The 24,216-nt window shown below is 49.6% G+C and carries 23 protein-coding genes and 2 tRNA genes; 3 read left to right on the top strand and 22 right to left on the bottom strand.

The genetic code is table 11. From position 1 onward, the window contains the following. Positions 1-18 precede the first annotated feature (18 nt). The 14 genes from rsmH to DWZ16_RS04075 form a co-directional block, all read right to left on the bottom strand. Positions 19-957, bottom strand: coding sequence for a 16S rRNA (cytosine(1402)-N(4))-methyltransferase RsmH (gene rsmH / locus DWZ16_RS04145; protein WP_118481736.1), 939 nt, complete (start codon positions 955-957; stop codon positions 19-21). Continuing rightward, positions 954-1,379, bottom strand: coding sequence for a division/cell wall cluster transcriptional repressor MraZ (mraZ, locus tag DWZ16_RS04140; protein WP_022360210.1), 426 nt, complete (start codon positions 1,377-1,379; stop codon positions 954-956). Before mraZ ends, rsmH begins: the two co-directional genes overlap by 4 nt. Before the next feature lie 229 nt (positions 1,380-1,608). Further along, positions 1,609-1,794: an aspartyl-phosphate phosphatase Spo0E family protein gene (locus tag DWZ16_RS04135; RefSeq protein ID WP_022360209.1), complete on the bottom strand. Its 186-nt coding sequence runs from the start codon at positions 1,792-1,794 to the stop codon at positions 1,609-1,611. Positions 1,795-2,136: 342 nt separating this feature from the next. Further along, positions 2,137-3,288: a sodium ion-translocating decarboxylase subunit beta gene (locus DWZ16_RS04130; protein ID WP_022360208.1), complete on the bottom strand. Its 1,152-nt coding sequence runs from the start codon at positions 3,286-3,288 to the stop codon at positions 2,137-2,139. A gap of 63 nt (positions 3,289-3,351) precedes the next feature. Further along, positions 3,352-3,708 carry a biotin/lipoyl-containing protein gene (locus DWZ16_RS04125; protein WP_106999722.1) on the bottom strand — a complete coding sequence of 119 codons (357 nt, stop codon included), beginning with the start codon at positions 3,706-3,708 and terminating at the stop codon, positions 3,352-3,354. 28 nt (positions 3,709-3,736) lie between these two features. Next, complete coding sequence (locus tag DWZ16_RS04120) at positions 3,737-4,537, bottom strand: OadG family transporter subunit (protein ID WP_022360206.1); 801 nt, start codon at positions 4,535-4,537, stop codon at positions 3,737-3,739. A 963-nt stretch (positions 4,538-5,500) separates the two neighbouring features. Further along, positions 5,501-7,099, bottom strand: coding sequence for a GH25 family lysozyme (locus DWZ16_RS04110; protein WP_243015171.1), 1,599 nt, complete (start codon positions 7,097-7,099; stop codon positions 5,501-5,503). A 415-nt stretch (positions 7,100-7,514) separates the two neighbouring features. Beyond that, entirely contained in the window at positions 7,515-8,225 is a 711-nt protein-coding gene (locus DWZ16_RS04105) for a Bax inhibitor-1/YccA family protein (protein WP_107000382.1), read from the bottom strand. A 199-nt stretch (positions 8,226-8,424) separates the two neighbouring features. After that, positions 8,425-9,855 carry an MATE family efflux transporter gene (locus DWZ16_RS04100; protein WP_118481735.1) on the bottom strand — a complete coding sequence of 477 codons (1,431 nt, stop codon included), beginning with the start codon at positions 9,853-9,855 and terminating at the stop codon, positions 8,425-8,427. Positions 9,856-9,979: 124 nt separating this feature from the next. Beyond that, positions 9,980-11,257 carry a peptidoglycan-binding protein gene (locus DWZ16_RS04095; RefSeq protein ID WP_270252552.1) on the bottom strand — a complete coding sequence of 426 codons (1,278 nt, stop codon included), beginning with the start codon at positions 11,255-11,257 and terminating at the stop codon, positions 9,980-9,982. Positions 11,258-11,379: 122 nt separating this feature from the next. Then, positions 11,380-13,176, bottom strand: coding sequence for an aminopeptidase P family N-terminal domain-containing protein (locus DWZ16_RS04090; RefSeq protein ID WP_118481734.1), 1,797 nt, complete (start codon positions 13,174-13,176; stop codon positions 11,380-11,382). A gap of 25 nt (positions 13,177-13,201) precedes the next feature. Continuing rightward, positions 13,202-14,623 (bottom strand): dihydrolipoyl dehydrogenase, encoded by a 1,422-nt coding sequence (gene lpdA / locus DWZ16_RS04085; RefSeq protein WP_106999716.1) that lies wholly within the window; start codon positions 14,621-14,623, stop codon positions 13,202-13,204. Positions 14,624-14,774: 151 nt separating this feature from the next. Further along, entirely contained in the window at positions 14,775-15,785 is a 1,011-nt protein-coding gene (gene asnA / locus DWZ16_RS04080) for an aspartate--ammonia ligase (protein ID WP_022360200.1), read from the bottom strand. 242 nt (positions 15,786-16,027) lie between these two features. Continuing rightward, the gene (locus DWZ16_RS04075) at positions 16,028-16,804 is read right to left on the bottom strand and encodes an HAD family hydrolase (RefSeq protein WP_022360199.1); all 777 of its coding nucleotides are present in this window, start codon (positions 16,802-16,804) and stop codon (positions 16,028-16,030) included. 541 nt (positions 16,805-17,345) lie between these two features. Between DWZ16_RS04075 and DWZ16_RS04070 the strand changes: the two genes are divergently transcribed. Continuing rightward, a tRNA-Pro gene (locus DWZ16_RS04070) sits at positions 17,346-17,419 on the top strand. A 113-nt stretch (positions 17,420-17,532) separates the two neighbouring features. Here DWZ16_RS04070 and DWZ16_RS04065 read toward each other — a convergent pair. The 4 genes from DWZ16_RS04065 to trkA form a co-directional block, all read right to left on the bottom strand. Further along, entirely contained in the window at positions 17,533-17,757 is a 225-nt protein-coding gene (locus DWZ16_RS04065; protein ID WP_022359096.1) for a hypothetical protein, read from the bottom strand. Between the two features lie 194 nt (positions 17,758-17,951). Next, positions 17,952-18,242, bottom strand: a complete 291-nt coding sequence (locus tag DWZ16_RS04060) for a hypothetical protein (RefSeq protein ID WP_022359095.1) — start codon at positions 18,240-18,242, stop codon at positions 17,952-17,954. Between the two features lie 15 nt (positions 18,243-18,257). Next, positions 18,258-19,697 (bottom strand): TrkH family potassium uptake protein, encoded by a 1,440-nt coding sequence (locus DWZ16_RS04055; protein WP_118522306.1) that lies wholly within the window; start codon positions 19,695-19,697, stop codon positions 18,258-18,260. A 9-nt stretch (positions 19,698-19,706) separates the two neighbouring features. Then, a complete protein-coding gene (gene trkA / locus DWZ16_RS04050; protein WP_022359093.1) occupies positions 19,707-21,065 on the bottom strand; it encodes a Trk system potassium transporter TrkA in 1,359 nt (452 codons plus the stop codon). A 318-nt stretch (positions 21,066-21,383) separates the two neighbouring features. Between trkA and DWZ16_RS04045 the strand changes: the two genes are divergently transcribed. Next, positions 21,384-21,454: transfer RNA gene (locus DWZ16_RS04045), tRNA-Gly, on the top strand. Positions 21,455-21,669: 215 nt separating this feature from the next. Here DWZ16_RS04045 and DWZ16_RS16565 read toward each other — a convergent pair. From DWZ16_RS16565 to DWZ16_RS04035, 3 genes are all read right to left on the bottom strand, one after another. Then, a complete protein-coding gene (locus DWZ16_RS16565; protein ID WP_412694285.1) occupies positions 21,670-22,302 on the bottom strand; it encodes a M15 family metallopeptidase in 633 nt (210 codons plus the stop codon). Further along, positions 22,209-22,538 (bottom strand): M15 family metallopeptidase, encoded by a 330-nt coding sequence (locus tag DWZ16_RS15915; RefSeq protein WP_412693869.1) that lies wholly within the window; start codon positions 22,536-22,538, stop codon positions 22,209-22,211. Before DWZ16_RS15915 ends, DWZ16_RS16565 begins: the two co-directional genes overlap by 94 nt. A gap of 472 nt (positions 22,539-23,010) precedes the next feature. Next, entirely contained in the window at positions 23,011-23,301 is a 291-nt protein-coding gene (locus DWZ16_RS04035) for a phage holin family protein (RefSeq protein ID WP_022359091.1), read from the bottom strand. Positions 23,302-23,427: 126 nt separating this feature from the next. On the opposite strand from DWZ16_RS04035, the gene DWZ16_RS15405 reads away from it, so the two are divergent. Next, positions 23,428-23,640, top strand: a complete 213-nt coding sequence (locus DWZ16_RS15405; RefSeq protein WP_182427292.1) for a hypothetical protein — start codon at positions 23,428-23,430, stop codon at positions 23,638-23,640. A gap of 88 nt (positions 23,641-23,728) precedes the next feature. Here the strand turns inward: DWZ16_RS15405 and DWZ16_RS04025 are convergent. Beyond that, the coding region (locus DWZ16_RS04025; RefSeq protein WP_243021918.1) for an IS200/IS605 family accessory protein TnpB-related protein at positions 23,729-24,216 on the bottom strand (488 nt) is incomplete at its 5' end.

The raw sequence follows: 24,216 nt of genomic DNA, 5'->3' as shown, positions 1-24,216 counted from the left end.
GTGCAGTTATGCTTTTGTTTATGATTTTTCAAATACCCGGAGCTTTGCGCTCTTGGAACGCGGGTTTTCTTCCATCTCCTGATCGGTCGGAAGAATCGGTTTTCTTGTAATCACCCGGCCGCGGCTTTTGCGTCCACAGACACAGACTGGAAAATCCGGCGGGCAGATGCATGGATTTTCATTCGTCCGGAAACGGTTCTTTACGATTCTATCTTCCAGGGAATGGAACGTAATGATCGAAAGCCGTCCGCCCGGTGCCAGGCGTTCAATCATCGTATCGATCGAATCTTCCAGCACATCCAGTTCCCGGTTTAACTCGATCCGGATCGCCTGAAACGTACGCTTTGCCGGATGACCGCCGGTCGCCCGGACCTTTGCCGGAATCGATGCCCGGATGATCTCCGTCAGCTCGCCTGTCGTCTCAATCTCTTTTTTCTGTCGTGCCTGTACGATGTGTTTTGCAATATTCTTCGCAAACCGCTCCTCACCGTAGTCCCGGATGATCCGGTACAGTTCCATCTCACTGTAGGTATTGACGATGTCCTTCGCGGTCTGCTCATTTCTCTGATCCATCCGCATATCCAGCGGCGCATCGTCCTCGCGATAGGTAAATCCCCGTTCCGCTGTGTCAAGCTGGAAAGAAGAAACACCCAGATCCAGATAAATTCCATCCACCTGCGGAATCTCCAGCTCATCTAACACCTGTGCAATCCGCTCATAATTGCTCCGCACAACGGTTATCTTATCTCCAAAGGGAGCCAGACGTTCTGACGCAGCCGCAATCGCGTCCGCATCCTGATCAATCCCAATCAGGCGTCCGCCGTCTCCCAGCCGTGCCGCCACCTCGCTCGCGTGACCGCCGCCTCCCAGTGTCCCATCCACATAGATACCCTGGGGCTTTACACAGAGACTGTCAACCGTCTCATTTAATAATACTGATTTGTGATTAAATATCATATGCCAAGGCCTTCCATATTTTCTGCAATCTCTTCCATGTCATCATAGACATTCTTCTCCGCCCAGGTCGCCTTGTTCCAGATCTCGATCCGGCTTCCGACGCCGACCAGGACAACCTCCTTCTCGAGTCCTGCAAAATCCCGCAGAACCGAAGGAAGCAGGATTCGTCCCTGACGATCCACCTCACACGCCGAGGCACCTGCCAGAAAGAAACGGGAGAATTTTCTGGCATTCTGATTGGTAAGTGGGAGTGCCTGTAACTTCTCTTCGAACTTTTTCCACTCGGTGTTATCGTACACAAAAAGACAGCCATCCAACCCCTTTGTCACCACAAATTCGTCTCCAAGCTGTTCCCTGAACTTCGACGGAACGATCAAACGTCCCTTCGCATCGATTGTATGATTGTATTCTCCCATGAACATATCAATCACCCGTCATCCGATGTGTACCACTTTTGTGTCCCGAAAATCCATTTCGTTCCACTTTTCACCACTTTCTACCACTTGTTATGTTTATTTTAGTACATGCCCATCAAAATGGCAAGGTCTAAATCGAAAAAAATCAGAAAACTCAGGCACCGGTTCTTTTTCCGAACACATGTACCTGAGTTTTCTGTACTTATCTATATTTGTTTCTATTTCCACTCTTATTTTATAGCGCCGTCTCCAGCCCTCTTTCAGTCTCCGTCTCCAGCCCGATATACTGATTTAAGAGTTTGTCAAGCTCCACACTGTAGTGATAAATTATGTCATATGCTGCCTTTGTGTCAATATTTTGATTCAGCTGCTGTCTTGCCCGTTCAATCTTTTGAACTAATTCTTCTCTCATATCCGCCATCCTATGCATTCTCCTTTTCTATTCTCTAGTGCCATTCCTCCTTACTTCACTGTCATTTTACGTCTTCCACCAGCAAAAAGCAAACTATTTCGACCGATTAAATTCGACAAAAAACGACGTTTGTTACTGTTCACACACGTGTGCCCAGCAACGGGATTTTGCCGATGCTACGCATTCCAAATCGGCAAAATCTGCTGCCGGAACTGTATCGTACGGAATTTTCAGTTCAGAAAATTCCTACCTGTGAACAGCAACCGGCGTTTGCATATAACAATAGGGCAGAATCCCGAAGAATCCCACCCTACTATATAAATACATTATTCAGAATAAATCTGCTCGATCCTATTTCACGCCAAAGATAGCCATGAATGTACCTGCTGCTACGGCAGTACCGATAACACCAGCTACGTTCGGTCCCATTGCGTGCATCAGAAGGAAGTTGCTCGGATCTGCCTCAGAACCAACCTTCTGGGATACACGTGCTGCCATCGGAACTGCAGATACACCTGCGGAACCGATCAGCGGGTTTACCTTACCATGAGTTACCTTGCACATAATCTTACCGAAGATAACACCTGCTGCAGTACCCAGAGCGAATGCAATCAGACCCAAAACTACGATCTTGATGGTATCCAGGTTTAAGAAAGCCTCTGCACTGGTAGTAGCACCTACGGAAGTACCCAGGAAGATAACGACGATGTACATCAGGGCGTTGGAAGCAGTCTCTGTCAGCTGCTTAACAACACCAGACTCACGGAACAGGTTACCAAGCATAAGCATACCAACCAGCGGAGCAGTTGTCGGCAGAATCATGCAGACAACGATTGTAACAACAACCGGGAACAGAATCTTCTCCAGTTTGGATACCGGACGAAGCTGCTCCATACGGATCTCTCTCTCCTCTTTGGTGGTAAGGAGTTTCATGATCGGCGGCTGGATAATCGGAACCAGAGCCATGTAGGAGTAAGCTGCTACGGCAATCGGTCCCATCAGACCTGTCTGACCAAGTTTACCAGCCAGGAAGATAGAGGTCGGGCCGTCTGCACCACCGATGATGGAGATAGCAGCCGCAGCCTTATCGTTGAATCCCATGAAGATAGCCATGAAGTAAGCGCCGTAGATACCGAACTGAGCAGCTGCACCGAGCAGGAAGCTCTTCGGGTTAGCGATCAGCGGACCGAAGTCTGTCATCGCACCGACACCCATGAAGATGAGGGATGGTAAGATACTCCACTCATCCAGTAAATAAAAGTAATGTAAAAGTCCACCAACTCCGTTCGATGAGTCTTCAATCGATCTCATAATATCCGGATAGATATTTACAAGCAGCATACCAAAGGAAATCGGAAGAAGCAGTAACGGCTCGAATCCTTTTCCGATTGCCAGATACAGGAAAATCAGCGCTACGAAAATCATAACGATGTTTCCAAATGTCAGGTTTAAGAATGCTGTCTGCTGAAGAAGATTGGACAATGTAGTTGTTATATATTCCATATTAATTCCTCCAAACGGAATAACATATCCCGTATTTTTTCAGCCAGTTTTATAAAAATTAGATTAGTTTAATGTAGCAAGAACTGCGCCCGGTTCTACCATATCGCCTACTGCAACATTAACACTGGCAACGGTACCGTCCTGAGGAGCTACGATCTCGTTCTCCATCTTCATAGCTTCCAGAAGCAGGATAACCTGACCACGTTTTACAGCTGTGCCAGCTGCTGCCTTAATACCAAGGATCTTACCTGGCATCGGGGATGTGATGGTTACGCCGCCTGCTGCCGGTGCTGCTGCTGGAGCCGGAGCTGCTGCCGGTGCTGGAGCTGCTGCTGGAGCCGGTGCTGCTGCGCCTGCAAATCCTTCTTCTACGGTTACCTGATATGCTGTACCATTTACGGTGATAGTATAATTCTTCATTTTAAATTCCTCCAGATTTTATCGATGATTATTTACGTGTAATGGAGCGGATATTTACGCTGTCTGCCGGTACGCCGGTTGCTGCTGCGATCGCTGCAGTGATAACTGCTACCAGTTCTCCATCGTTTGCCGCATTGCCTGCTGCTGGTGCTGCGGTACGTGCCGGCGCTGCTGCCGGTGCTGCAGTCTGTACAGGTGCCGGTGCTGCTGCCGGTGCCTCTGCTCCTGCTTTTTTAGCCTTTACATTTGCCTCAATCTCGTTAACCTTCTTGAAGCTGCTGATAATTAAGCTGATGAAAATCAGTACCAGGAATACGGTACCCATACCCATCAGGGTATTTAATGCTGCCTTCTCCATCTTCTCACCGAAGCTGTAGTTTACAACAAAGGATAACTCAGTCGGTACCAGAGAAGTACCGCCGTAGCTGCTTACGCTCTCCTCAGCGGTCAGGGAGAAAGTCAAGTTTCTCTTCTCAAAGGAAGCCTGAACAACTGCTGTGTAGCTGTCATCATCGGCGCGCTCTACGGTCACGCTCTGAATCTCACCCATCTTGCCTAAATCGTCCTTAGAACTGGTCCAAGAAGAAATTGCAGACTCAATGACTGTGTTTTTCTGCTTCTCAGCCTGTTTCAGCTGTGCTGCCAGATCTTCGTCACTGTAGCTGGCGAACTGCTCCAGATAGCTCTTAGCGCCATCGCTCATGGTCTGCTCGATCTCCGGAGAAATCGGCTCTACCGCTTCTTCAGAAGCGCTACCACAGGCGGACAGAGCGAAAAAGCAGACTGCCATGCAAAGTACAAGCAGCATTCTTTTCATATTCTGTTTCATAAATGTGTCACCTCGTAATTAGATCGTTCCATGCTTTGACGGACGTCCCTCTTTCTTCGTGAATCATATCCTGACAGCATCCATGTTTCTTTCATGGCGCCATCCGTGATACTTCCCACCTATCTGTGTTTGCAGGTGTTTTTGCAAAATTTCCAGAGCTTGTCATCCACTCCGGGAATTCTCCATCTGACACGCTGCGGCAGCAGAGGATTGTACAATCTCCTCTGCATACATAAATGGCATGCACTTCCGTCTATGCGAATCCGACTTTAATAGCCATGCATACATAAACATCTGTACCACTGACTTGTTATTCGATTCTCACATAAGCGCTGTCCGGTGCCTGACTGATGACAAACACTGCCCTCATCCCTGTTTCCGGAAATGATTCCGGCAGCCAGCCGCACTGACATCCCTTTTTTAGCACTACAACTCCGCCGACGGTTCTGATTATATAATCATTATACAATATGTAAAAACACGCTGCTTCCATGCAGTACTAAATCCGGAATCTGCATTCTCCGACCTTTCCCTGCCTGCGTCTTAGCGCAGCTGCCTGCCTGCGAACCACTGCTTTCACAGTTTCCTGCTGACAAACGCCCCCGCTTTCGCACTACTTCTGTGCCCGCCATCCCGATTCCGCGCTTCTGCCGATATAACGCATACCGAGGCTCTTCTTAATTTGCAGCCAGAAGAGCCTCGCATCTTTCGTCAAATCCGCACCGGAACAGCCGCAGCTTATCTTGCACATACAGTTGATATAGCAGCTTGAAACGTCATGTTATGCCAGATTACTTATGCTGGTTTCCTCCATCCCATAAGCAAGTCCTTTTTTTGCCTGTTTAACATTGTATAATGAGGTCGGCAAAAAAGCAAGTTATTTCCGTTCGAATTTGTTTACTTTTTCATTTTTTTAACTGAATCAGCTCCAATATCTGGGTACTGGTTCAAATCATATTTATATTATACCCCTGCCGGACCGGACGGCTGCACCGGTGACTGGCTTCCGGTTATCGGAGTCTGTCCATCCGTCGAACCGCCATTTCCCGCCGCATTCTCCTCCGGCAGAACTACCGTGCAGCTTCCGTCTGCCGCTGCCTGCCAGGTATTTCCATCCATCTCGAACGTAATACCTGCGTACATCGCGCCGCTGGCATCCAGGTAATATTTCTTACCGCCAAGATCCAGCCAGCCGGTCCGCATCACGCCGGACTCATTCATGTAATACCACTTTCCGCCGACTGCCTGCCAGCCCGTCGTCATGGCGCCGGAGCCGTCAAAGTAATACCAGCTTCCGCCCAGGTTCTGCCAGCCCGCCTGCATCGCGCCGGATGCGTTCAGATAATATTTCTTGCCGCCCGTCTCCAGCCAGCCGGTCTGCATCAGACCATTGTCCGCCATGAAATACCAGCTTCCATCGACCGCACGCCAGCCCGTCGCCTGTTCGCCGGATGCGTCAAAGTAACGCCAGCCGCCGTCCAGCGTCTTCCAGCCGGTAATCATATGACCGTCCGCCTCCAAATAATACTTTTTGCCCGAAAGCTCCAGCCATCCTTTAGACGGATTGCCCGCCGCATTCATATAGTACCAATTCTGACCATCGTTGATCCACGCCGCTTTCTGCATCACATGGTTCTGATAATAGTAACGGTTCCCCGCGATCGTCCGCCAGGTATTGCCCGGAATGATCTGCGTATAATCTTTATACAGATAATCAATATCCACATTGCCGTTCACGCCCTTGACCGAACCGGTGTTGGACGCCTGCCACATCGAGGTCTTTGAATATGTATACTTCTGCTGGTATTTTGCCACCCATATATCATACGAAATCTTCGACATATCGATCTTATTGGCAATCCAGTATTCATTTGCATAGACCATCGGATAATATCCTGCATCCTGAATCCGCTTACAGAACGCGTTGATCACATCGCTGACCTGAGACTGCGTCAGGGTTCCCAGCGTATTAGCATCCTCGGCATCAAAGACAACCGGGAAGGAGATAGGATAATCCTTGATAAGATTCAGGACAAAATCCGCCTCCTGCTGCGCCATTTCGACCGAAGTCGCATACGAATAAATGTACGCGCCCAGCCGCAGCCCTGCCTGGCTCGCATTTGCCGCGTTCATAGCGAAAAACGGATCCACATTACCGCGGAACCGGGTTGCCAGCATCGCAAACTGTACATTATCCGATGCCACCTGGCTCCAATTTACATTCTGCTGCCAGTAGGACACATCCACGCCGCGCGCAATCGCACCGATCCCCTCATTCTCCGTCACCCGGTACACGCCAAGCCCCGATGTGACCGCGCTCACACCCCCATTGGAAACAGAAGTCGAACCGCCAGAGCTGCCTGTACTTCCCGAATTGGAGCTGCCCGAACCGCCGCCCGGCCCCGCATTCGAGGATGACGATGTAAGAGAAGAATCTCCCGCCGGTCCTGCCAGCGCTGTCATCGGCTGAAAACACAGCGCTGCTGCCAGCATGCCAGCCGCTGCCCGTGAAAGCACACGCGCGCGCCCCATCCTTTTTTTGTTCATTCTATTCCGATTCATGCCAAAAAACCTCCTTGATTATCCTTTTATACCTGTTGTCTGTTCACCATTTATATACATTTCCCCGCCTGATCCGGCGGGGGCATATGCGAAACAAATATGGTTCATCCACACACTGTGTAACCAACAGCAGAACATTTCCTATTATAACCTAGTTTAACAGATACTCCCCATCCACTTCAATAGAGAAACTTTAAATAAAATCTGTCAAATTTATTACAGAATGCTTCCCTTTCTGCTAAAAGAATGAAGCCGTCCATGCCAAAAACAGGATTTTCAAGCAGAAAAACACAATAATGCCGGAACAAAGCTTTCCCCCGTTCCGGCATTTCATTTTTGCATATTCAGTTTTCCGCAAAATTCCACTTTTCTTTATTCCTGCAAAGGAACTTCTGTTCTACTGAAAGATTTTTTCCTATTTCCGATTCCGGTTCATCAGGCGGATAATGTACAGAAACAGGTTGATAAAATCGAGATACAGCTGCAGCGCTGAGAATACCGATGCTTTCTGAAGCAGCTCCGGATCCGCGGAGAAAATCTGGTAATTATCCCGGATCTTGGTTGTATCATAAGCGGTAAAGCCTAAGAATACCACGATACCGGCATAGCAGAGCACTGTCTCAAAGCTGCCTAGATTTAAAAACATTGAAAGCAGACCAAAGAGAATCAGAAACAGCAGTCCGCCAACGAGCAATGGACGGATTCCGCTCAAGTCCAGCTTGAAGATCAGGCTGACGCCCGCCATCATTCCGAAGAACAGCGCGGTCGCCGCAAATACAAACACCATCTCCACAACACCGAAGATCAGGAAATACATCGAGAAAACAACGCCGTTTAAAGCTGCATAGAATAGAAACAGCCCTCTCGCCGCTCCCACCGATAACTTGTGAATCCGGGCACTCAGCCAGATCACCGTCAAAAGCTCCAGTCCCGTCAATGCGAGGGTCGCATACGGAACCTGAAATACATACAAAATCGCTCCCGTCACGTATCCGGCTAATGCGATGCCAAATGTCACAAGAAGCCCTGCAAACATCCATAAATATGTCTTCGCCACATACTGTCCCAGTGTCTCATGGCGTTCCCCCGCCATCTGCCAGGACTCATTCATTGGTTCATAGCCCATAATTCTGCCTCTCTTTCTGACCAGCGGCAAGTGCCTCTGCCCTCTGTTTCGAATCTCCGTTTTATCTGCCGCTTGCGCGGCATCCATCCAGGAAGAAACACTGTCACCTATCTTTTGTAACATAAGAATATCACACTTTCTGAAAAAAATCCAGTACCACCCCGTTTTGTCAATCATTTTCGAAACCATGCATAACTATTTACAGGTTATGAAGCTCCCGCCTCTTTTTCTTCCACGGAAGCGGCACATTCCATTTTTTCAGCGCACTGAAAAAATAATAATAAATATTAAAGAGAACCGTTGTGATCGTCCAGGTCAGCGGATAGCTGAATACCACTGTCAGGATATCCGGGCGGATCGGAACAGCGATCAGGATCCAGACAACCCGCAGGACGCACACGCCCAGCGCCGTCATAATCATCGGAATCCAGCAGTCTCCCACACCGCGCAGTGCGCCGGAATAAATCTCAATACAGAGGTATGTCACAAATGCCGGCACCAGGAAGTGAAGAATCTTCATGCCGATCGCGATTACCTCTGCATCCGTTGTGAACAACAGATAAATATAGCCGCCCGTCAGATACAGGATCGTGCTCAGCCCCACCGTGATAATACAGGAAATTCCCAGGCAGACGTACACGCTGCGTTTCACACGGTCCAGCCGCCCCGCGCCGTAATTTTGTCCGACAAAGGTCGTGATGGAGATCCCCAGCGCATTAATGATCATCCAGTAAGTGCTGTCGATCTTTCCATATGCAGCCCACGCCGCCACCGTATCTGTTCCCAGTGCATTGACGCTGCTCTGGATCACGAGGTTGGAAAAGGAATACATAACCGACTGGAGTCCAGCCGGAAACCCAATCCGGATGATCCGCACCAGAATCACCGGTGTGATCCGCGTTTTCCGGATCTCAAACCGGTACGAGCCATCCGCACGCATCAGCGTTCCCAATACCAGACACGCGCTGACCACCTGCGAAAGGATCGTCGCCACCGCCGCACCACGCACGCCCATCCGAAGTCCTACTACAAACAACAGATCGAGCGCAATGTTTGTAAAACAGCTGATCACAAGGAAATAGAACGGTCTTTTGGAATCACCAATTGCCCGCAGGATTCCGGCACCCATATTATATAAGAGGTTCGCCGTGATTCCGACAAAATAAATGTGCAGATACCCGCTTGCATTGTCCATGATATCCTCCGGCGTCCCCATCAGGCGAAGCGCCGTGTCGGAAAAAAGGAGTCCGCCAACCGTCATAAGGATACCGCACAGCAGCGAAAAGGCAATCGCCGTGTGGACTGCCTCGCTGACCCGCTGACCGCGTCCCGCCCCGTAAAACTGGGCGATGATAACTGTCGCACCCGAAGAAAGTCCTACAAAAAAGCCAACCAGCAGGTTCGTAAGCATCGATGTGCTTCCGCCGACCGCCGCCAGCGCTTCCTTTCCGACAAAACGGCCTACTACCACCGCATCTGCCGTATTATAGAGCTGCTGAAAAAAAGTTCCAAATAAAATTGGGAAGAAAAATAGCAGAAGCTGTTTCCAGATCACTCCCTCTGTGATCGCATTTGCCCGGCCAGTCCCCCCGGGTTGTCTGACTCCCTCTTCCCGTCTGGTATCTTTCATCCAATCCACCCCCCTCTTATGTTCTTTGTCTCTGTTTCCTGTATGCATCCTGCTCACAGATATTTCACCTATAGGAATTCATATGTCTTTTCGTTATTCTTCTCCCGCAAATCCCATTTCCAACTCAATTCAGCTCCGCAATCCGCGAGATCCCCACATAGATATGAGAAATCTTGTACCAGGTAGCAAAATCGACCACGCCCGTCTGCGGAAGTCCAAACACCGACTGGAACGCCCGTACGGACGCCTCCGTTCCGGATCCGTAGATCCCGTCCGGCGTAACCCGCGGGATCGCTGTATACACAGTCGCCACCGCGTCAAGCTGCTGCTGCAGCTGCCGCACCTTATCGCCGCTGGAACCCACCTTAAGCGGTTCCCCCGGATAGGAGATCGGGATTCCTGATATCTGTTCCGCAGTGTTGATGTAAATACTATTTCCATAGAAGCGCCGCAATATCTCGATCGCGCTGTATCCCTGTTCTCCCAGACTGCAGGATCCCCACTGGGTCATCCAGCCCGGGCAGGACACCCGCCGCCCGTCGCAGTACTGCGTCAGAATCGGCTGCCTCACACCGGGGCGGGACAGATAGTTGTCAAAAATGTCATCCACCACCTCTGAGATCGGCTCAAAAATATCGCGCCCGTAAATCCATTTGTGATCGAATGCCGTTGAGGATGTAATCGTAAAATCGTAGCCCTGGTTCCGATACCACTCCGTATACACCCGGTTCAACGTAAACGACATGATTGCCAGCACATTAGCGACGATTGTGCTGCGCGGCCAGGTCGCATAAATCTCGCTCGATGCCACGTTCTTGATATAATCCCGGTATGCCACATAGTAATCTTTTGCGGACGCATTGGTCGGTGCACCGTCATGCACGACGATCGTCTGCGGCACCACCACGCGGCTCAGCACGATCTCTCCGCTCTCCTGCACTGGTTTTACCTCATCCTCGGCAATCTTGGGCGGATAGGAACCATATAAGGTATGGTCCGGAATCTGGATATTCTCCTCCGCTCCGGTCTGAGCCGGAAGCGGAATCATCCGGATCGGCTGGACTGCCAGCACGCCCGCCAGCACCTCCGTTCCCTTTACCTTCACCGGCCCATAGCCCTCTGCCCGCACTTCCACCGTATAATCCGCATACGGCTTTTCCCGGTTCTGTTCTTCCAGTGAAAGCAACGCAGGAGGCGCCGCTACCGCAATCTCCTCCGTCTGCCCGGATAAATTGGTTCTAAGCACTTCCTGCGTCTGTCCTGATTCTCCATAGCTGATCGAAGCCTCTGCTCCCTTAATTGGAAAATTGTTTTCACTGTTTACCACATCGATCCGCAGATAGCCGTCCTGCATTCCAGTTGTCTCACAGATTCGGACACGGTCGAACGAATGATAGCGCATACACGCAGCCTCGCATTTATTTTACATGGTCATTTACAGTTTATATCCAGCATCTTTTATCTATGCCGGTTTTTATCCGATTTTTTAATGTTTTGCTGCCGTATCTTCCTTATTTTTCTCCTCTAAATCGCTCTCGTCGCCTCTGCCAGCCACACCTTCTCTTCCTCCGTCATATACGGAGACAGCTTCTTAAACACGCCCTTGTGGTACGCGTTCAAAAGCTCGCGGTCACGCCCTTCCATCAGCGATACATCGATCGTGTCCAGATCAATCGGAACCCAGGTCAGATTTTCAAATTTCATGAACTGACCAAATTCATTCTTCACATCTTTCACACAGAGCATCAGATTCTCCGTCCGGATGCCAAATTTTCCTTCCAGATAAAGACCCGGCTCATCAGAGGTAACCATGCCTTCCTCCAGAACCGCATTTTCAGCGGGCGATGTGAGCAGCCTCCATCGGATGGAATTCGGGCGCTCATGCACACAGCCCAGATAGCCGACACCATGCCCTGTTCCATGGTTGAAATCCAGGCCGTTTTTCCACAGGAGTTCGCGCGCAATATAGTCCAGATTGATACCGCGGCAGCCATACATAAACTTCGCATCCAGCAGACGCAGCATCGAGCACGCCACCAGCGTACAGCAGCGTTTTTCTTCCTGCGTGATCGGTCCGACCGCGATGGTACGCGTCACATCCGTCGTTCCCTCATAATACTGTCCGCCGGAATCGACCAGATACAGCCCCTTCTTCGGTACACTACTCTTCTCTGTCTCAGACGCCGTATAATGGCACATCGCCGCGTTCGGTCCCCACGCAGAGATCGTCGTAAAGCTCATATCCAGGCAGTTTTTTTGTTCCAGGCGCAGCTTATCCAGATATTCCCCTGCGGTCCACTCGTCCAGTCCTTTTTCGCCTGCATGTTCCTTCACCCAGCGCAGGAAACGGGTCAATACCAGACCGTCCTGCACATGCACACGGCGCATATTTTCCTGTTCCACTGGATTTTTGACTGCTTTGGCCGCTGCCGTCGGATTCATCGCCTCGATCACTTTCACGCTCGCATCCAGGCACCGGAACAGACGGTAATTGATCTTCGACTTTTCCAATAAAACGCGCTCATAGCGGAATGCGGATGCAATCTGGTATACCGCCTCATATGGCATGATCCGAACGCCCAGTCCATGCAGATAGGCACGTACTTCTTCGTTCAGCGTCTTCTCATGAATAAAGAGGAATAATTCCTGTTTTGTCACAATCAAGTAGGACAATACAACCGGCGTATGTACAATGTCATCACCCCGGATATTTAAAAGCCACGCGATATCATCAAGACTCGTCAGCAGATGCACCGTCGCCTGACGCTTTTTCATCTCCCCGCGCAGATCTGCAATCTTCTCCTCCGCCGGTTTTCCCGCATACTTCTCTTCCAGAATCCAGACCGGGTTCATCGGAAGCGCCGGGCGGTCGTCCCAGATGCTTCCAACCAGATCCTCACCCTCCGAAATGCGTACCTTTTTCCCGGACAGTGCTTTCGCGATGCGCTCGCCCTCTGCCGTATCGACCACTCTGCCGTCAAAACCCAGAACACCCTGTTCCGGCATATGTTTTTTCAAAAATTCCAGCGTCGTCGGCACGCCCTCCTGACCGGAGCGGTAAAGTTCCACCCCGCTGCCGGAAAGCTCTGCTGCCGCCTGCACAAAATATCTGCCATCCGTCCAGAGACCTGCGTCCTCCATCGTAATGACCGCCGTTCCCGCCGAACCGGTAAAGCCTGTCATATATTTCCGGCATTTGAAATACCCGCTCACGTATTCCGAGCCGTGGAAATCCGATGTTGGAATCAGATATGCGTCCATTCCACGCTCCGCCATCTTCTCGCGAAGCTGTTCAATTTTCGCCCGAACCTCACGTCCCATTTTTCTGCCTCCTGTTGTTTCTCTATTATCCATTTTTCAACGCATCTTCGATCGCCTCCGTGATCGCCTCACTGTACGTCGGATGCGCGCGCATCGCCGTCGAGAGCTGATATGCCGTAAGACCGTTGGCGATCGCCGTTGCCATCTCTCCGATCATGTCCGTCGCACGCGCACACATGATCTGCGCCCCGATCAGCGTGTTGGTATACGCCTCAAAAATCAGGCGCACAAAACCGCGGCTGTTTCTCGCCAGAAGCGCTTTTCCATTTTCCGTCATATATGCCACACCGCACTTGATCTTCATATTATAAAGGCGGGCGTCATTTTCCGTAAATCCAACCGCCGCAATCTCCGGCTCCGTATAAATACAGGTCGGCACAACCGGAAGCACGACATACATACCGTTCGGCACGACCGAAAGCTGCATCCGGTGTCCGCGTCCCGCCAGGTTTTCGACCAGATAAGCCGCATGGGACGCTGCCACATGGGCAAGACGTTTCCGCGCCACGGTATCGCCGATCGCATAGACATTTTCCTGCGTCGTGCGGTAGGTTCCCTTGATGAGCGGACGCCCATTTTCCAGCTGTACCTGACAATCGTCCGCCAGAACCTTCGACATATTCGGGCGTCTGCCGACTGCCACCAGCACGCGGTCCGCCGGGCTTTCCTTCCAGCCGCGCTCACAACGGTAATTGACCGACACCGTGTCGTTGCCGCGATCCTTGATCTCCATGACCTGTACATTGCAGTGGACTTCAATACCCTTAGAACGCAGATTCGCTTCCATCTGCTCGGAAATCATCGGATCCATCGACTCCAGCAGACGGTTTGCCTGCTCCAAAAGCGTCACGCGGGAACCGAGCGCCGCGAAGATCGTCGCGATCTCCACACCGATGACCCCGCCGCCGATGACCGTCAGACAGTCAAAATTCCAGTCATCCATCCGCAGAATATCACGGCTTGTCATAACCTGCGGCAGATCAATTCCCGGGATATCCGGAATCACAGGGCTGGAACCGGTTGCCAGAATCACATTTTTTCCTTTCAGCGTCAATGCGCCTTTGGAGGTCGTCACACGCACCACATTATCCGCATGCAGGCGCGCATCGCCGTGAATCATCTCCACCTCCGCTTTTTCTAACATTCCCTGAATCATCGAGCGGAATGATTCCACGGACTCATTTTTATAAATCTGCATCTGCCGCCAGTCAAAGCTGACCTTCTCCGCCACGATGCCAAACCGGAATGCTTTCAGCATATCCCGGTAGACTGCCGTTGCCTGCAGAAGCGCCTTGGCAGGAATACAGCCGGTATTGACGCATGATCCGCCCAGCGCTTTTTTCTCGATCAGGACTGCATCCATCCCCATCGCTGCCGCACGCAGCGCTGCCGTATATCCCGCCGGTCCCGCACCGATAATAATTAAATCATAGATATGATCCGCCATATAAATATCCTATCCTCTCATTCTATGGGCTTCCCATTACATAAAAAGAATGTGCCTTTTTGTGTAATGGGGAATTCTAATGAATTTCTTATTACACAAAAAACTGCCGCAGAAAATCACTTTCCCGGGCAGCTTTTCATCAATTTTATTTTTACAGCAGATGAATGTTGTGAGCCTCTGCCTCTGCGCGCACACCGTCCGGCCAGATCGACGCCTGCACCTCTCCGATATGTGCTTTCCGCAGGAAGAACATACAGATACGGGACTGACCGATACCGCCGCCGACTGTATACGGAAGCTCTCCCTCCAGAACTGCTTTCTGGAATGGCAGCTCCGCGCGTTCCTCACATCCCGCCTTTACCAGCTGCTCTTTCAGGGAATCCTCATCAACACGGATACCCATGGAAGAAAGCTCCAGTCCGATATCCAGAACTGGATAATATACCAGAATATCGCCGTTTAATTTCCAGTCATCATAGTCCGGAGCACGACCATCGTGCTTCTCACCGGATTTCATCTTGTCACCAATCTGCTCAATAAATACCGCACCATGCAGCTTCGCAATCTTGTACTCGCGCTCCTTCGGTGTGCAATCCGGATACATATCTTCCAGCTCCTGGGTCGTCACAAATGTGATATTTTCCGGAAGATAACGTCCAATGTACTCATACTCATATGCCATATAGTCCTCGGTCACTTTCAGTGCCTTGTAAACCGAACGGACAATGGATTCCAGTGTCTCACGGGTACGATCTTTTTTACTGATGATCTTCTCCCAGTCCCACTGATCCACATAAATGGAATGGATGTTGTCTGTATCCTCATCACGACGGATCGCGCTCATGTCGGTGTAAAGGCCTTCACCTTCCTGAAATCCGTACTCTTTTAATGCCTGACGTTTCCATTTGGCGAGAGAATGTACAATCTCAGCCTTCCGATCTTTCTGCTCCAGAATTCCAAAGGACACCGGGCGCTCTACGCCGTTTAAGTTATCGTTCAGACCAGATTCCGGCAGTACAAAAAGCGGTGCGGACACACGGGTCAGATTGAGCTGTTTTGCCAGTTCTCTCTGAAAAAAGTCCTTGATTTCCTTGATAGCAACCTGTGTTTCTCTCAAATCCAATACCGGTTTATAACCAGCCGGAGTAATTAAATGTTCCATCTGTTACATCCTCTCTTTTTTCCCGGTGCGTGTCCGGTTCCCTGCCGCACTGCCGATTTCTGCAGCCGCAGTTCATCCTTTTAGTCAAAGCTTGCAGGCACGCGCCTTTTAAGTCATTTCTTGTTATTGTACTGCATGGAATTTCTACTCAAAGAAACTCACCTGTGGACAATAACCGTTTGGTAGCTATTATATCATTTATATAGGAAAATGGGAACAGGTAAAATAGGAAAATAACTTCTTTAAAATAAATGAAGGTGTTCGCACGCTTTATAAATTCCATCTTCCCCGATCGGTGCCGTCACGTAATCGGCTACTTTTTTAAGCGCATCCACTGCATTTCCCATCGCCACGCCGATGCCGGCTTCCTGCACAACCTCAATATCATTCATGCTGTCGCCAAATGCCACTGTATCGGAGAGATCTTCTTTTTCTCCAAAATACACCGCCAGCCTGCGGAGTCCGTCCGCCTTGGAATTGCCTTTCTCGACCACATCCGCGCCATGTCCGCTCGCAAACATCGGCAATTTCAGGGTCGGAAATTCCCGTTCCATCTCCTTCACCTGTTCACGGCTGCCGACAAACGCCAGTGTCCGGACCGGCATCGTGAGCATCTTCCACGGATCCTGGAACTGCCGCCCGCAGCTTCCCCAGAAGCGGATATCATTAGCCGCAATGATCTCCGGATGGATATAGTAATCTTCATCCCCCACCGTCATGCCGATTCCGAATCCCTTTTCATCGCAGAAACTCAGCACCCGGCGCAGGAGTTCCGGATCAAAGATGTGCTCAAACAGCAGCTTATCTCCCACTGTGATCTTCGTCCCGTTCATATGTACAATCGCATCCGGACGGACGATGTCCCGGTACGATGTACTGTAATAATTATCCATATCGCGCCCCGTTGCCAGCACAATCTTGTACTTCGGGCGCAGCTTTTCAATCGCCTCCAGCGCACTCGGTGTGATCTGATCCGTCCGGTGGTCTAAGAGGGTCATGTCGAGGTCAAAACTTATCATGATGTTCTCCTTGGGGTTGGTTACTACAAAAGGTCACAGCCGAAGACTCTGCTATGACCTTTTCTTTTAATTATCCACGTTTTCATCATACCATTTTTCAAATTTGGAGTCAATATTGGGAAAATTTTCATTCTGTTGATCCATTCCATTGATTCGTAAAATTCCACTCAACCATCAAAATTACATCAAAAAACAAACATCCGGCAGCGAAAATTTAGAAGTCATAGTTGATTTTTGATGTAATTTTGATATAATGATATGCATATGATGTTGGGGGCAAAAGCTTTTGACCCCTCTGATACCGAATTGCTCTGCACTGCGTGCTCCCGCAATTCTCAAAAACATTCGCAATTCGCTCATTTTTCTTTGAAAAATGGCTACTTACTCATGTTTTGGCGGGTCAAAAGGTCAAAAATTCTCCTGCAAGCAAGCTTGCGTCGAACTTCTGACCTTTTGACCCTGGTATCATGCATATAATACTTCAACAAATGGCGGTATATGTCAGCTGAAAATTTGGCAAAGTGCAGCTATGATTTATTTTCGGGGTATGGCGTAGCTTGGTAGCGCGCTCGGCTGGGGGCCGAGAGGTCGCAGGTTCAAATCCTGTTGCCCCGATTTTTAGCGTATTCTTAGAGTTCTTAATAACTGAAGGGAAGAAAGCCGGGCAGCTCTCACCGCCCGGCTTTCTTCCTCTCAGTTCACACCCCATGCAAGCTGAATCTCCATCTCTAATTTCCGCAGCCACAGCCGCCATTATTACTGCAGCCGCAGCCAGACTGGCTGTCTCTTCCTGCATCGTAGCCATCCCGGTAGCCGATGGCATAACCATCGTTGAAACCTCTCCGATAGGAATTTCTTCCGTTATTTCCACAGCTATTCCAGCCCCATCCATTGTTTCCGCAGCCGCCGCATCCTCCGCAGTGTCCACAACCATTACCCCAAGACCAACACATATGATAATCTCCTTTTCATTTTTCATTGATACTATATCATATGCCTGTCAACGCAAAGTGTGTCCCACTTCCCCGGAAGCCACACTGTCAGCCGTTTCAAGCATCTGTCCCAAAACAAGCCACCAGCCATTTTCTCTGCATCATGGCAGCAAAAATGGGCGCATGCCAGACACATCACGCCCACTTTTATCTACTTACACCCGGAAGTTCCGGCTCTTAAACACATACACATGTGCGAACAGTGTCACCAGCACAACTGCCGCCAGCACCAGATCGCCAGTACCGCCGCCCAGATGAAACGCCATGCCAAACAGCGACAGCGTATCAATCGCAAACAGCCATTTTTCAACCGCATACACCTTTTTCAGGTTATATTTCTTCGGATCGATCGAATCCGATATAAAAATCAGGAAATCTTTGCCGCAGAACAAATCAATTGTCTCTGCCAGTCCCAGACACCCCGTTAAAAAGAACAGTATATCCATCCGTATTCTCCTCCCCTAGAACCGTTTCCAGGTTTCCCTTGAAAACAGCAGAAGTAGCGGAAAAATCTCCAGACGTCCTGCCAGCATATCAAAGATTAAAACCACTTTTGAGAAATTACTGAAAAACCCAAAGTTTCCAGTCGGTCCGACCAGTGCCAGACCCGGTCCGATATTATTAAACGTAGCCGCAACCGCCGTAAAATTCGTCACCAGATCGTATTCATCCAGAGAAATCAATAGAACAGATACCGCAAAAATGAGCACATACGCAACCATAAACACATTCGTCGAGCGCACAACCTCATGCTCTACGATCTTTCCATCCATTTTGATCTTCTCCACTGCACTCGGATGCAGGTACTGCTTCAGTTCCTTTTTTACCGATTTAAGCAGAATCAAGACACGTGACACCTTGATACCGCCGCCTGTACTGCCCGCGCAGGCGCCGATAAACATCAAAAGTACCATAATCGTTCTTGAAAGCTGCGGCCATTTATCAAAATCCACCGTGGCGTAACCGGTCGTCGTGATAACCGAACCGACCTGGAATGCCGCATCCTGGAATGCCTGCAGTGCATTGCCGCAGAGTGATACCGTATTGACTGTAATGATGCCAACCGCCGATGCAATGATTAGAAAATATGCCCGCACCTCCTGCATTTTAAAGGCCTGTCCTATTTTTCGCATCAGCAGGAAGAAGTAAAAGTTAAAATTCACTCCGAACAGAATCATAAACACCGTCACGACATTTTTCTGAAATGCCGTGTAGCTCGCCAGACTATCATTCCGGATTGCAAAACCACCCGTACCTGCTGTTCCGACCGTGATCGTGATCGCGTCGAAAATCGGCATTTTCCCAAGAATCAGAATCACAGCCTCGAGGATCGTCATTCCCAGGTAAATCTGGTATAACAGCTTCGCCGTCATCTGGACCTTCGGAACGAGACGGCTCACGATCGGTCCTGGGCTCTCCGCCTTCATCAAATTCATATGGGAACCGCCCACCATCGGCAGGACACTCAGAAGGAATACCAGAACGCCCATACCGCCAATCCAGTGCGTAAAACTCCGCCAGAATAATAAGCAGTTCGGCAGCTGCTCCACACTGCTCAGAATACTTGCACCGGTCGTCGTAAAGCCCGATACCGTCTCAAACAGGGCGTCGATCGGATTCGGAATATAGCCGCTTAATACAAACGGCGCTGCTCCCATCACACTGAGTAAAACCCAGCTTAGAGAAACCGCCACAAAGCTCTCCGCCACATAAAAGATCTGATTTTTCGGTTTTCGGCGTACCAGAAGCATACCAACCATCAGGCATACTGCCATCGTTGCCAGAAAGCACCATACCTCCGACTCACGGTAAATCAGTGCCACTGCCGTCGGAAGCGCCATAAAAGCCGCCTCAAAATTCAGGATCCAGCCTATGATATAAAATACAATCGAATAATTCATCTATGCCGCCTACTTTCTCAGGATGTCACGGATATCCCGCAGACCTTTCTGGCTCGTCAGGACAATCACTGTATCGCCCTGCTGGATGCAGTCCTGTCCACGCGCGATCTTGATATTGCCGCCGCGGTTGATGCATCCGATCAGCAGGTTGCTCTTGAGATTCAAATTCATCAGCGGAATGCCCGTCACTTCCGACTCCTCGCGGATCACAAACTCCAGTGCCTCCGCCCGACCATCGAGAATATGATACAACGTCTCCACATTGCTGCCGATCGTATTCTGCATCGCGCGCACATACTGTAAAATGTAGTCCGCCGTGATGTATTTCGGATAAATCAGACTTCCCAGGTCCAGCTTGCTGATCAGCTCGTCAAAGGCGATCCGGTTAACCTTCGTCACCAGCTTCGCGCTGGAATTTTCCTTCGCATACAGCGCAAGGAAGACATTTTCCTCATCCATATTCGTCAGGGTGACAAATGCCTCCGCCGTCATCAGCCCCTCTTCCAGAAGAAGCTGCCGATCCGTTCCGTCGCCGTTGAGGATCAACGCATCGTCCAGAAGCTCTGTCAGAACCTCGCAGCGCGCTTTATCTTTCTCCACAATTTTAACCCGGATCTTCATCGCCGCCAAAAGTTTCGCCAGATAATAAGCAATCGTACCGCCTCCGACAATCATCGTATTTCTGACCTGGTTTGTCTGGATGCCGATCTTGCGGAAAAATTCTGCCGAATTTGCCGGGGAGGCGATAATCGACACCATATCCCCGTTTTTAATCACAAATTTACCATCCGGGATCGCCACCTCATCGCCGCGCTCAACACCGCCTATCAGGACATCGCAGCGGAATTGGCTGTCAATATCCATGACCGAAAGCCCGTCCAGCTTAAACTCCGGTTTTACCTTAAATTTCAGAAGCTCTACCTTTCCCTTAGCAAATGGATCGATCTTGATCGCTGACGGGAAGCGCAGAATTCTCGAAATCTCCGTCGCCGCCGCATATTCCGGGTTGATAATCATGGAAATTCCCAGCTGCTGCTTGATAAAGGTAAGCTCGTTGCTGTAAATCGGATTCCGCACACGCGCAATCGTGTGGCAATGCCCCACTTTTCTCGCAATCAGGCAGCAGAGAAGGTTCATCTCATCCGACCCTGTCACGGCAATCAGCATGTCCGCCGTCTGCACACCTGCCTCGATCTGCATGGAAATGCTGGCACCATTTCCCACCAGCTTGATCGCATCGATATCATCTGACACCCGCTGCATTCGCTCCGCAGACGTATCGATCATCACCACATTGTAATCCTCCCGGACAAGCTGCTCCGCCAGCGTCGTACCAACCTTGCCGCATCCGATAATGATTATATCCATAATTTCCTCCGTTATTTTCTGTTTATCCGCCATACCGATACAGATTTATATACAAAATAAAAAATGTGCCTTAACACTTTCCTATGACGGAAAAAGGGTGCCTGAAAACCGCGCCCTAATCCATACGGAATTATTATAACACCTTCTGCGAGTTTTTGAAATATAAATTGTGTTAAGAGGGCATTTTGTGGGTGTTTTGAATATATTTGTCTCTTTCGATCCCAAAAGTGCCTACCCGTGTACAGTAACTTTCCTCCCTTTTTGGCAAGATAAATTTCTTGACTTTTTCAGAAAAAACAGTATACTTAATATATATTTGCAGATATGGTTCATCGGTAGAACGCTAGCTTCCCAAGCTGGAAAGGCGGGTTCGATTCCCGTTATCTGCTTTTTTTGATGGATGCGGAAACCCTTGTAAATGCTGGATTTTTCCTTTATTTACAAGGGTTTCCGGTGTTTTTGGAGCATCTACCACGAAAGCATATTTCAGTATAAAGAACCCCTTTTTCTGGGGAAATATCACACGAAAAAGGGCTGTTTTTCCTTTATTTTCAAGGAATGACAGCCCCTTATTATGCGCTTATATTGTGTTTTTCATCATATTTTATCGTATATGTCCGTCCTCTGCTATCCGATCTGCGGTAATCATCCAGCCATCCGAATCAAACGCATACGCCTGCCCGTCAATCTGGCAGACTGCATCGTGCCGGTAGGTGTACCCACTCAGCAGATACCACCAGCGCCCGTCCTGGCACACCCAGCCACTAAGATACTTGCCAGACACCCAGCCGTCCGCAGTCTGGATCCACGGTGCTCCGCTGACAAAACACTTCCGGATCGGCTGCACCTGCTGATCCTTACTGTATCGCTTGCCAGAGTCAGCACCTGCCGGAGCTGTCCGGATGATGAGTGAGGACGCAGTGATGCTCAAGCCGTGTGCGCCGCTCTTGATGTCCTTGAGATCCGCCGCTCCGGCATCGCTGTCGGCTTTGACTGTCGCTACATCCATTTTAGGCCAGGTCTTTTTAAACGCCTCAAAGGTGCTGTAACGCTGTTTAAGAATATTGGTGCCGCTGCCCCAGTCCGGTAGATAAAGATGTGGCTTGTCTACGATGCTACGCCAGTCTCCGCCCCAGGCAAGTCCTAAAGCTTTTGCCAGCTCTGCGGCCTTTTTAAACATACCTGTGCTGTCATTGTAGGCATCGTCTGACACGCTGCCATCGCCGTCCACATCCATCTTAAGATAAAAATCAAAAGCAACCCCCACTGATGCTGACTGCTATAGCTACTGCCTTTGGCATTGGTTACAATGTTGCCAGGCTTGGTACGTCCTTGCGCGTACAGAGCGTCCTGCTCCGCCACCGTCCGCAGTGTCTCTCCGATGGCTACTGTGATACCCTCGGTCGCACAGGCTTTGATCCAGGCGGACGCAATGCGCTGGAGACGTGGATGGCATAATGTGATATCTCTCATAGATTTGTCCTCTTTTCTTTATGATATGAAAAAATATGAAATTTTGTTTTCCAGGGTATCTTGCAAAGAATTTTCGCATATGCTATAATGCCGATAGGCTAAGAGATAGTAGTTGTCCATCACAGGCAACGACAAAACCCCCAAGGATCGCGACTCCTTGGGGGTTTTTATTCCTAATTTCACGACGGGAAGGCTTAAACCCGCAGGCTAGTTACCGACTATTTGTGACCGTCTAACCATTTGCAGATGAGATGGCTAATCACACCCGCCACGACAGAAACAATAAGAGATAATCGTATTTCCACCGCAGACACCTCCTTCCTGACACCAGTTTCGGAGGCGGTAACTCTGACATTATAGCATATAAATTTCTTTCACTCTATCGGCTTTCGTCGATTTCCCCCTATTGTTGCGATGCCGCAACGGCAGCCACGCCCCGAACTGCCGCGGGAGATAGTCGGATCGCCTCCTTCTACTCTTCTTTTCCTGACTGCTTAAAAATCTGGTTTACATACGTAGACAATCCCGCCACAAGGACGCCCTGTGTAAGTGCCGTGAAAACTGCCAGCGCGATATCCTGACCACTGCCGCAGGCACAGGTGGCGAACACATAGATGGCACAAATCGCAACGCCAATCAGCCCATTAATGAGTGGGATGTATTTGTCTTTCACTGTCTCACTCTGCTTCAGCCACATCCCAATAAAGTACAGCACTACTGCTACCACAAGTAATTCCGGCTTTACATAATCTTTAATCTGCATACCTTATCCCTCCATCTGCTTTTCCAAATCTGCGATCCGATGGTTTGCCACCCGGATCTGTTTCTGCATCACTGCCTCGGTCTCCTCTAATTTATATGTACGCTCAATTACTGTATGAAAGCAATTATGAATGATGAAGTCATGGAACGACTGATTGATACGCTGATGGAGTTGCAGAAGAAAGAAAGCACCGATCTGCCTCTTTTGAAAAAGCAGCTTGCAGAAACGGAAAAAGGTATTAACAATATGCTCAACGCCAGTGAACCTCACATGGCTAAAGTCACGTGCTTCTCGGCCGTTTTAAACGGCAAGACTAAATATCGGCGGATACGCCAGTAACTTAGAATTCGTGCGGATACGCACTTTTCCCATGCCGGATACGGCTGGTTTCCACATTACAGGTAGTCCGCTGTATATCTGCCTGCATTTATACCGCTTTTAAATTGTTTACTTCTACATAAAGCTTTCTCAAATCTGCATAAACACAGGAGGTTCTACGCTTCACTGCAGGTACTTTTGCCTCCAGTGAAGACCTTTCCGTTTCCGGCAAGGGTTTTAAAAATTCCCGTATAAAATATCTCGCTCCGATATTATAGGATGCTGACAGGTCGCAGTTATACTGTTTTCCGGTCCGGAAGGTACATAGGCTATGGTTCTCCTGGTTTCTTACTACCGCTCCGCTTCCGTCACAGGCCAGCCTGCTGGTGTTCCGGGCACTGACCCTGGACACACGAATTCCGTTCCGATGTGCCTGATGTTCACACAGTTTCTGAATATCCCGCTTTCTCCATAAATGAAGCTTTTGTTTCTTTTTTCCGGATATTTTTCCCTGCATTTCCAGATACTCAAACACAATTACATCTGCCTGATACTCTGCGGCATATTTCGTGATCTCCGCAGCTATTTTGCGGGACA

This window comes from Clostridium sp. AF29-8BH (assembly GCF_003478145.1).
GTDB classification, from domain to species: Bacteria; Bacillota; Clostridia; order Lachnospirales; family Lachnospiraceae; genus Otoolea; species Otoolea fessa.
This window is presented reverse-complemented; position numbering and strand designations above follow the sequence as displayed.

Bases quoted from the DNA above. Each gene is read 5' to 3' on its own strand.
- DWZ16_RS04060 (WP_022359095.1), bottom strand. From the start codon at position 18,242: ATGGATATACTGTTCTTTTTAACGGGGTGTCTGGGACTGGCAGAGACA.
- DWZ16_RS04095 (WP_270252552.1), bottom strand. From the start codon at position 11,257: ATGCGCTATCATTCGTTCGACCGTGTCCGAATCTGTGAGACAACTGGA.
- trkA (WP_022359093.1), bottom strand. From the start codon at position 21,065: ATGGATATAATCATTATCGGATGCGGCAAGGTTGGTACGACGCTGGCG.
- DWZ16_RS04125 (WP_106999722.1), bottom strand. From the start codon at position 3,708: ATGAAGAATTATACTATCACCGTAAATGGTACAGCATATCAGGTAACC.
- lpdA (WP_106999716.1), bottom strand. From the start codon at position 14,623: ATGGCGGATCATATCTATGATTTAATTATTATCGGTGCGGGACCGGCG.
- DWZ16_RS04035 (WP_022359091.1), bottom strand. From the start codon at position 23,301: ATGCAGATTAAAGATTATGTAAAGCCGGAATTACTTGTGGTAGCAGTA.
- asnA (WP_022360200.1), bottom strand. From the start codon at position 15,785: ATGGAACATTTAATTACTCCGGCTGGTTATAAACCGGTATTGGATTTG.
- mraZ (WP_022360210.1), bottom strand. From the start codon at position 1,379: ATGTTCATGGGAGAATACAATCATACAATCGATGCGAAGGGACGTTTG.
- DWZ16_RS04065 (WP_022359096.1), bottom strand. From the start codon at position 17,757: ATGTGTTGGTCTTGGGGTAATGGTTGTGGACACTGCGGAGGATGCGGC.
- DWZ16_RS04105 (WP_107000382.1), bottom strand. From the start codon at position 8,225: ATGGGCTATGAACCAATGAATGAGTCCTGGCAGATGGCGGGGGAACGC.
- DWZ16_RS16565 (WP_412694285.1), bottom strand. From the start codon at position 22,302: ATGGATGTGGACGGCGATGGCAGCGTGTCAGACGATGCCTACAATGAC.
- DWZ16_RS04055 (WP_118522306.1), bottom strand. From the start codon at position 19,697: ATGAATTATTCGATTGTATTTTATATCATAGGCTGGATCCTGAATTTT.
- DWZ16_RS04090 (WP_118481734.1), bottom strand. From the start codon at position 13,176: ATGGGACGTGAGGTTCGGGCGAAAATTGAACAGCTTCGCGAGAAGATG.
- DWZ16_RS04120 (WP_022360206.1), bottom strand. From the start codon at position 4,537: ATGAAACAGAATATGAAAAGAATGCTGCTTGTACTTTGCATGGCAGTC.
- DWZ16_RS04075 (WP_022360199.1), bottom strand. From the start codon at position 16,804: ATGATAAGTTTTGACCTCGACATGACCCTCTTAGACCACCGGACGGAT.
- DWZ16_RS04110 (WP_243015171.1), bottom strand. From the start codon at position 7,099: ATGAATCGGAATAGAATGAACAAAAAAAGGATGGGGCGCGCGCGTGTG.
- DWZ16_RS04130 (WP_022360208.1), bottom strand. From the start codon at position 3,288: ATGGAATATATAACAACTACATTGTCCAATCTTCTTCAGCAGACAGCA.
- DWZ16_RS15915 (WP_412693869.1), bottom strand. From the start codon at position 22,538: ATGAGAGATATCACATTATGCCATCCACGTCTCCAGCGCATTGCGTCC.
- DWZ16_RS15405 (WP_182427292.1), top strand. From the start codon at position 23,428: ATGAATGATGAAGTCATGGAACGACTGATTGATACGCTGATGGAGTTG.
- DWZ16_RS04135 (WP_022360209.1), bottom strand. From the start codon at position 1,794: ATGGCGGATATGAGAGAAGAATTAGTTCAAAAGATTGAACGGGCAAGA.
- rsmH (WP_118481736.1), bottom strand. From the start codon at position 957: ATGATATTTAATCACAAATCAGTATTATTAAATGAGACGGTTGACAGT.
- DWZ16_RS04100 (WP_118481735.1), bottom strand. From the start codon at position 9,855: ATGAAAGATACCAGACGGGAAGAGGGAGTCAGACAACCCGGGGGGACT.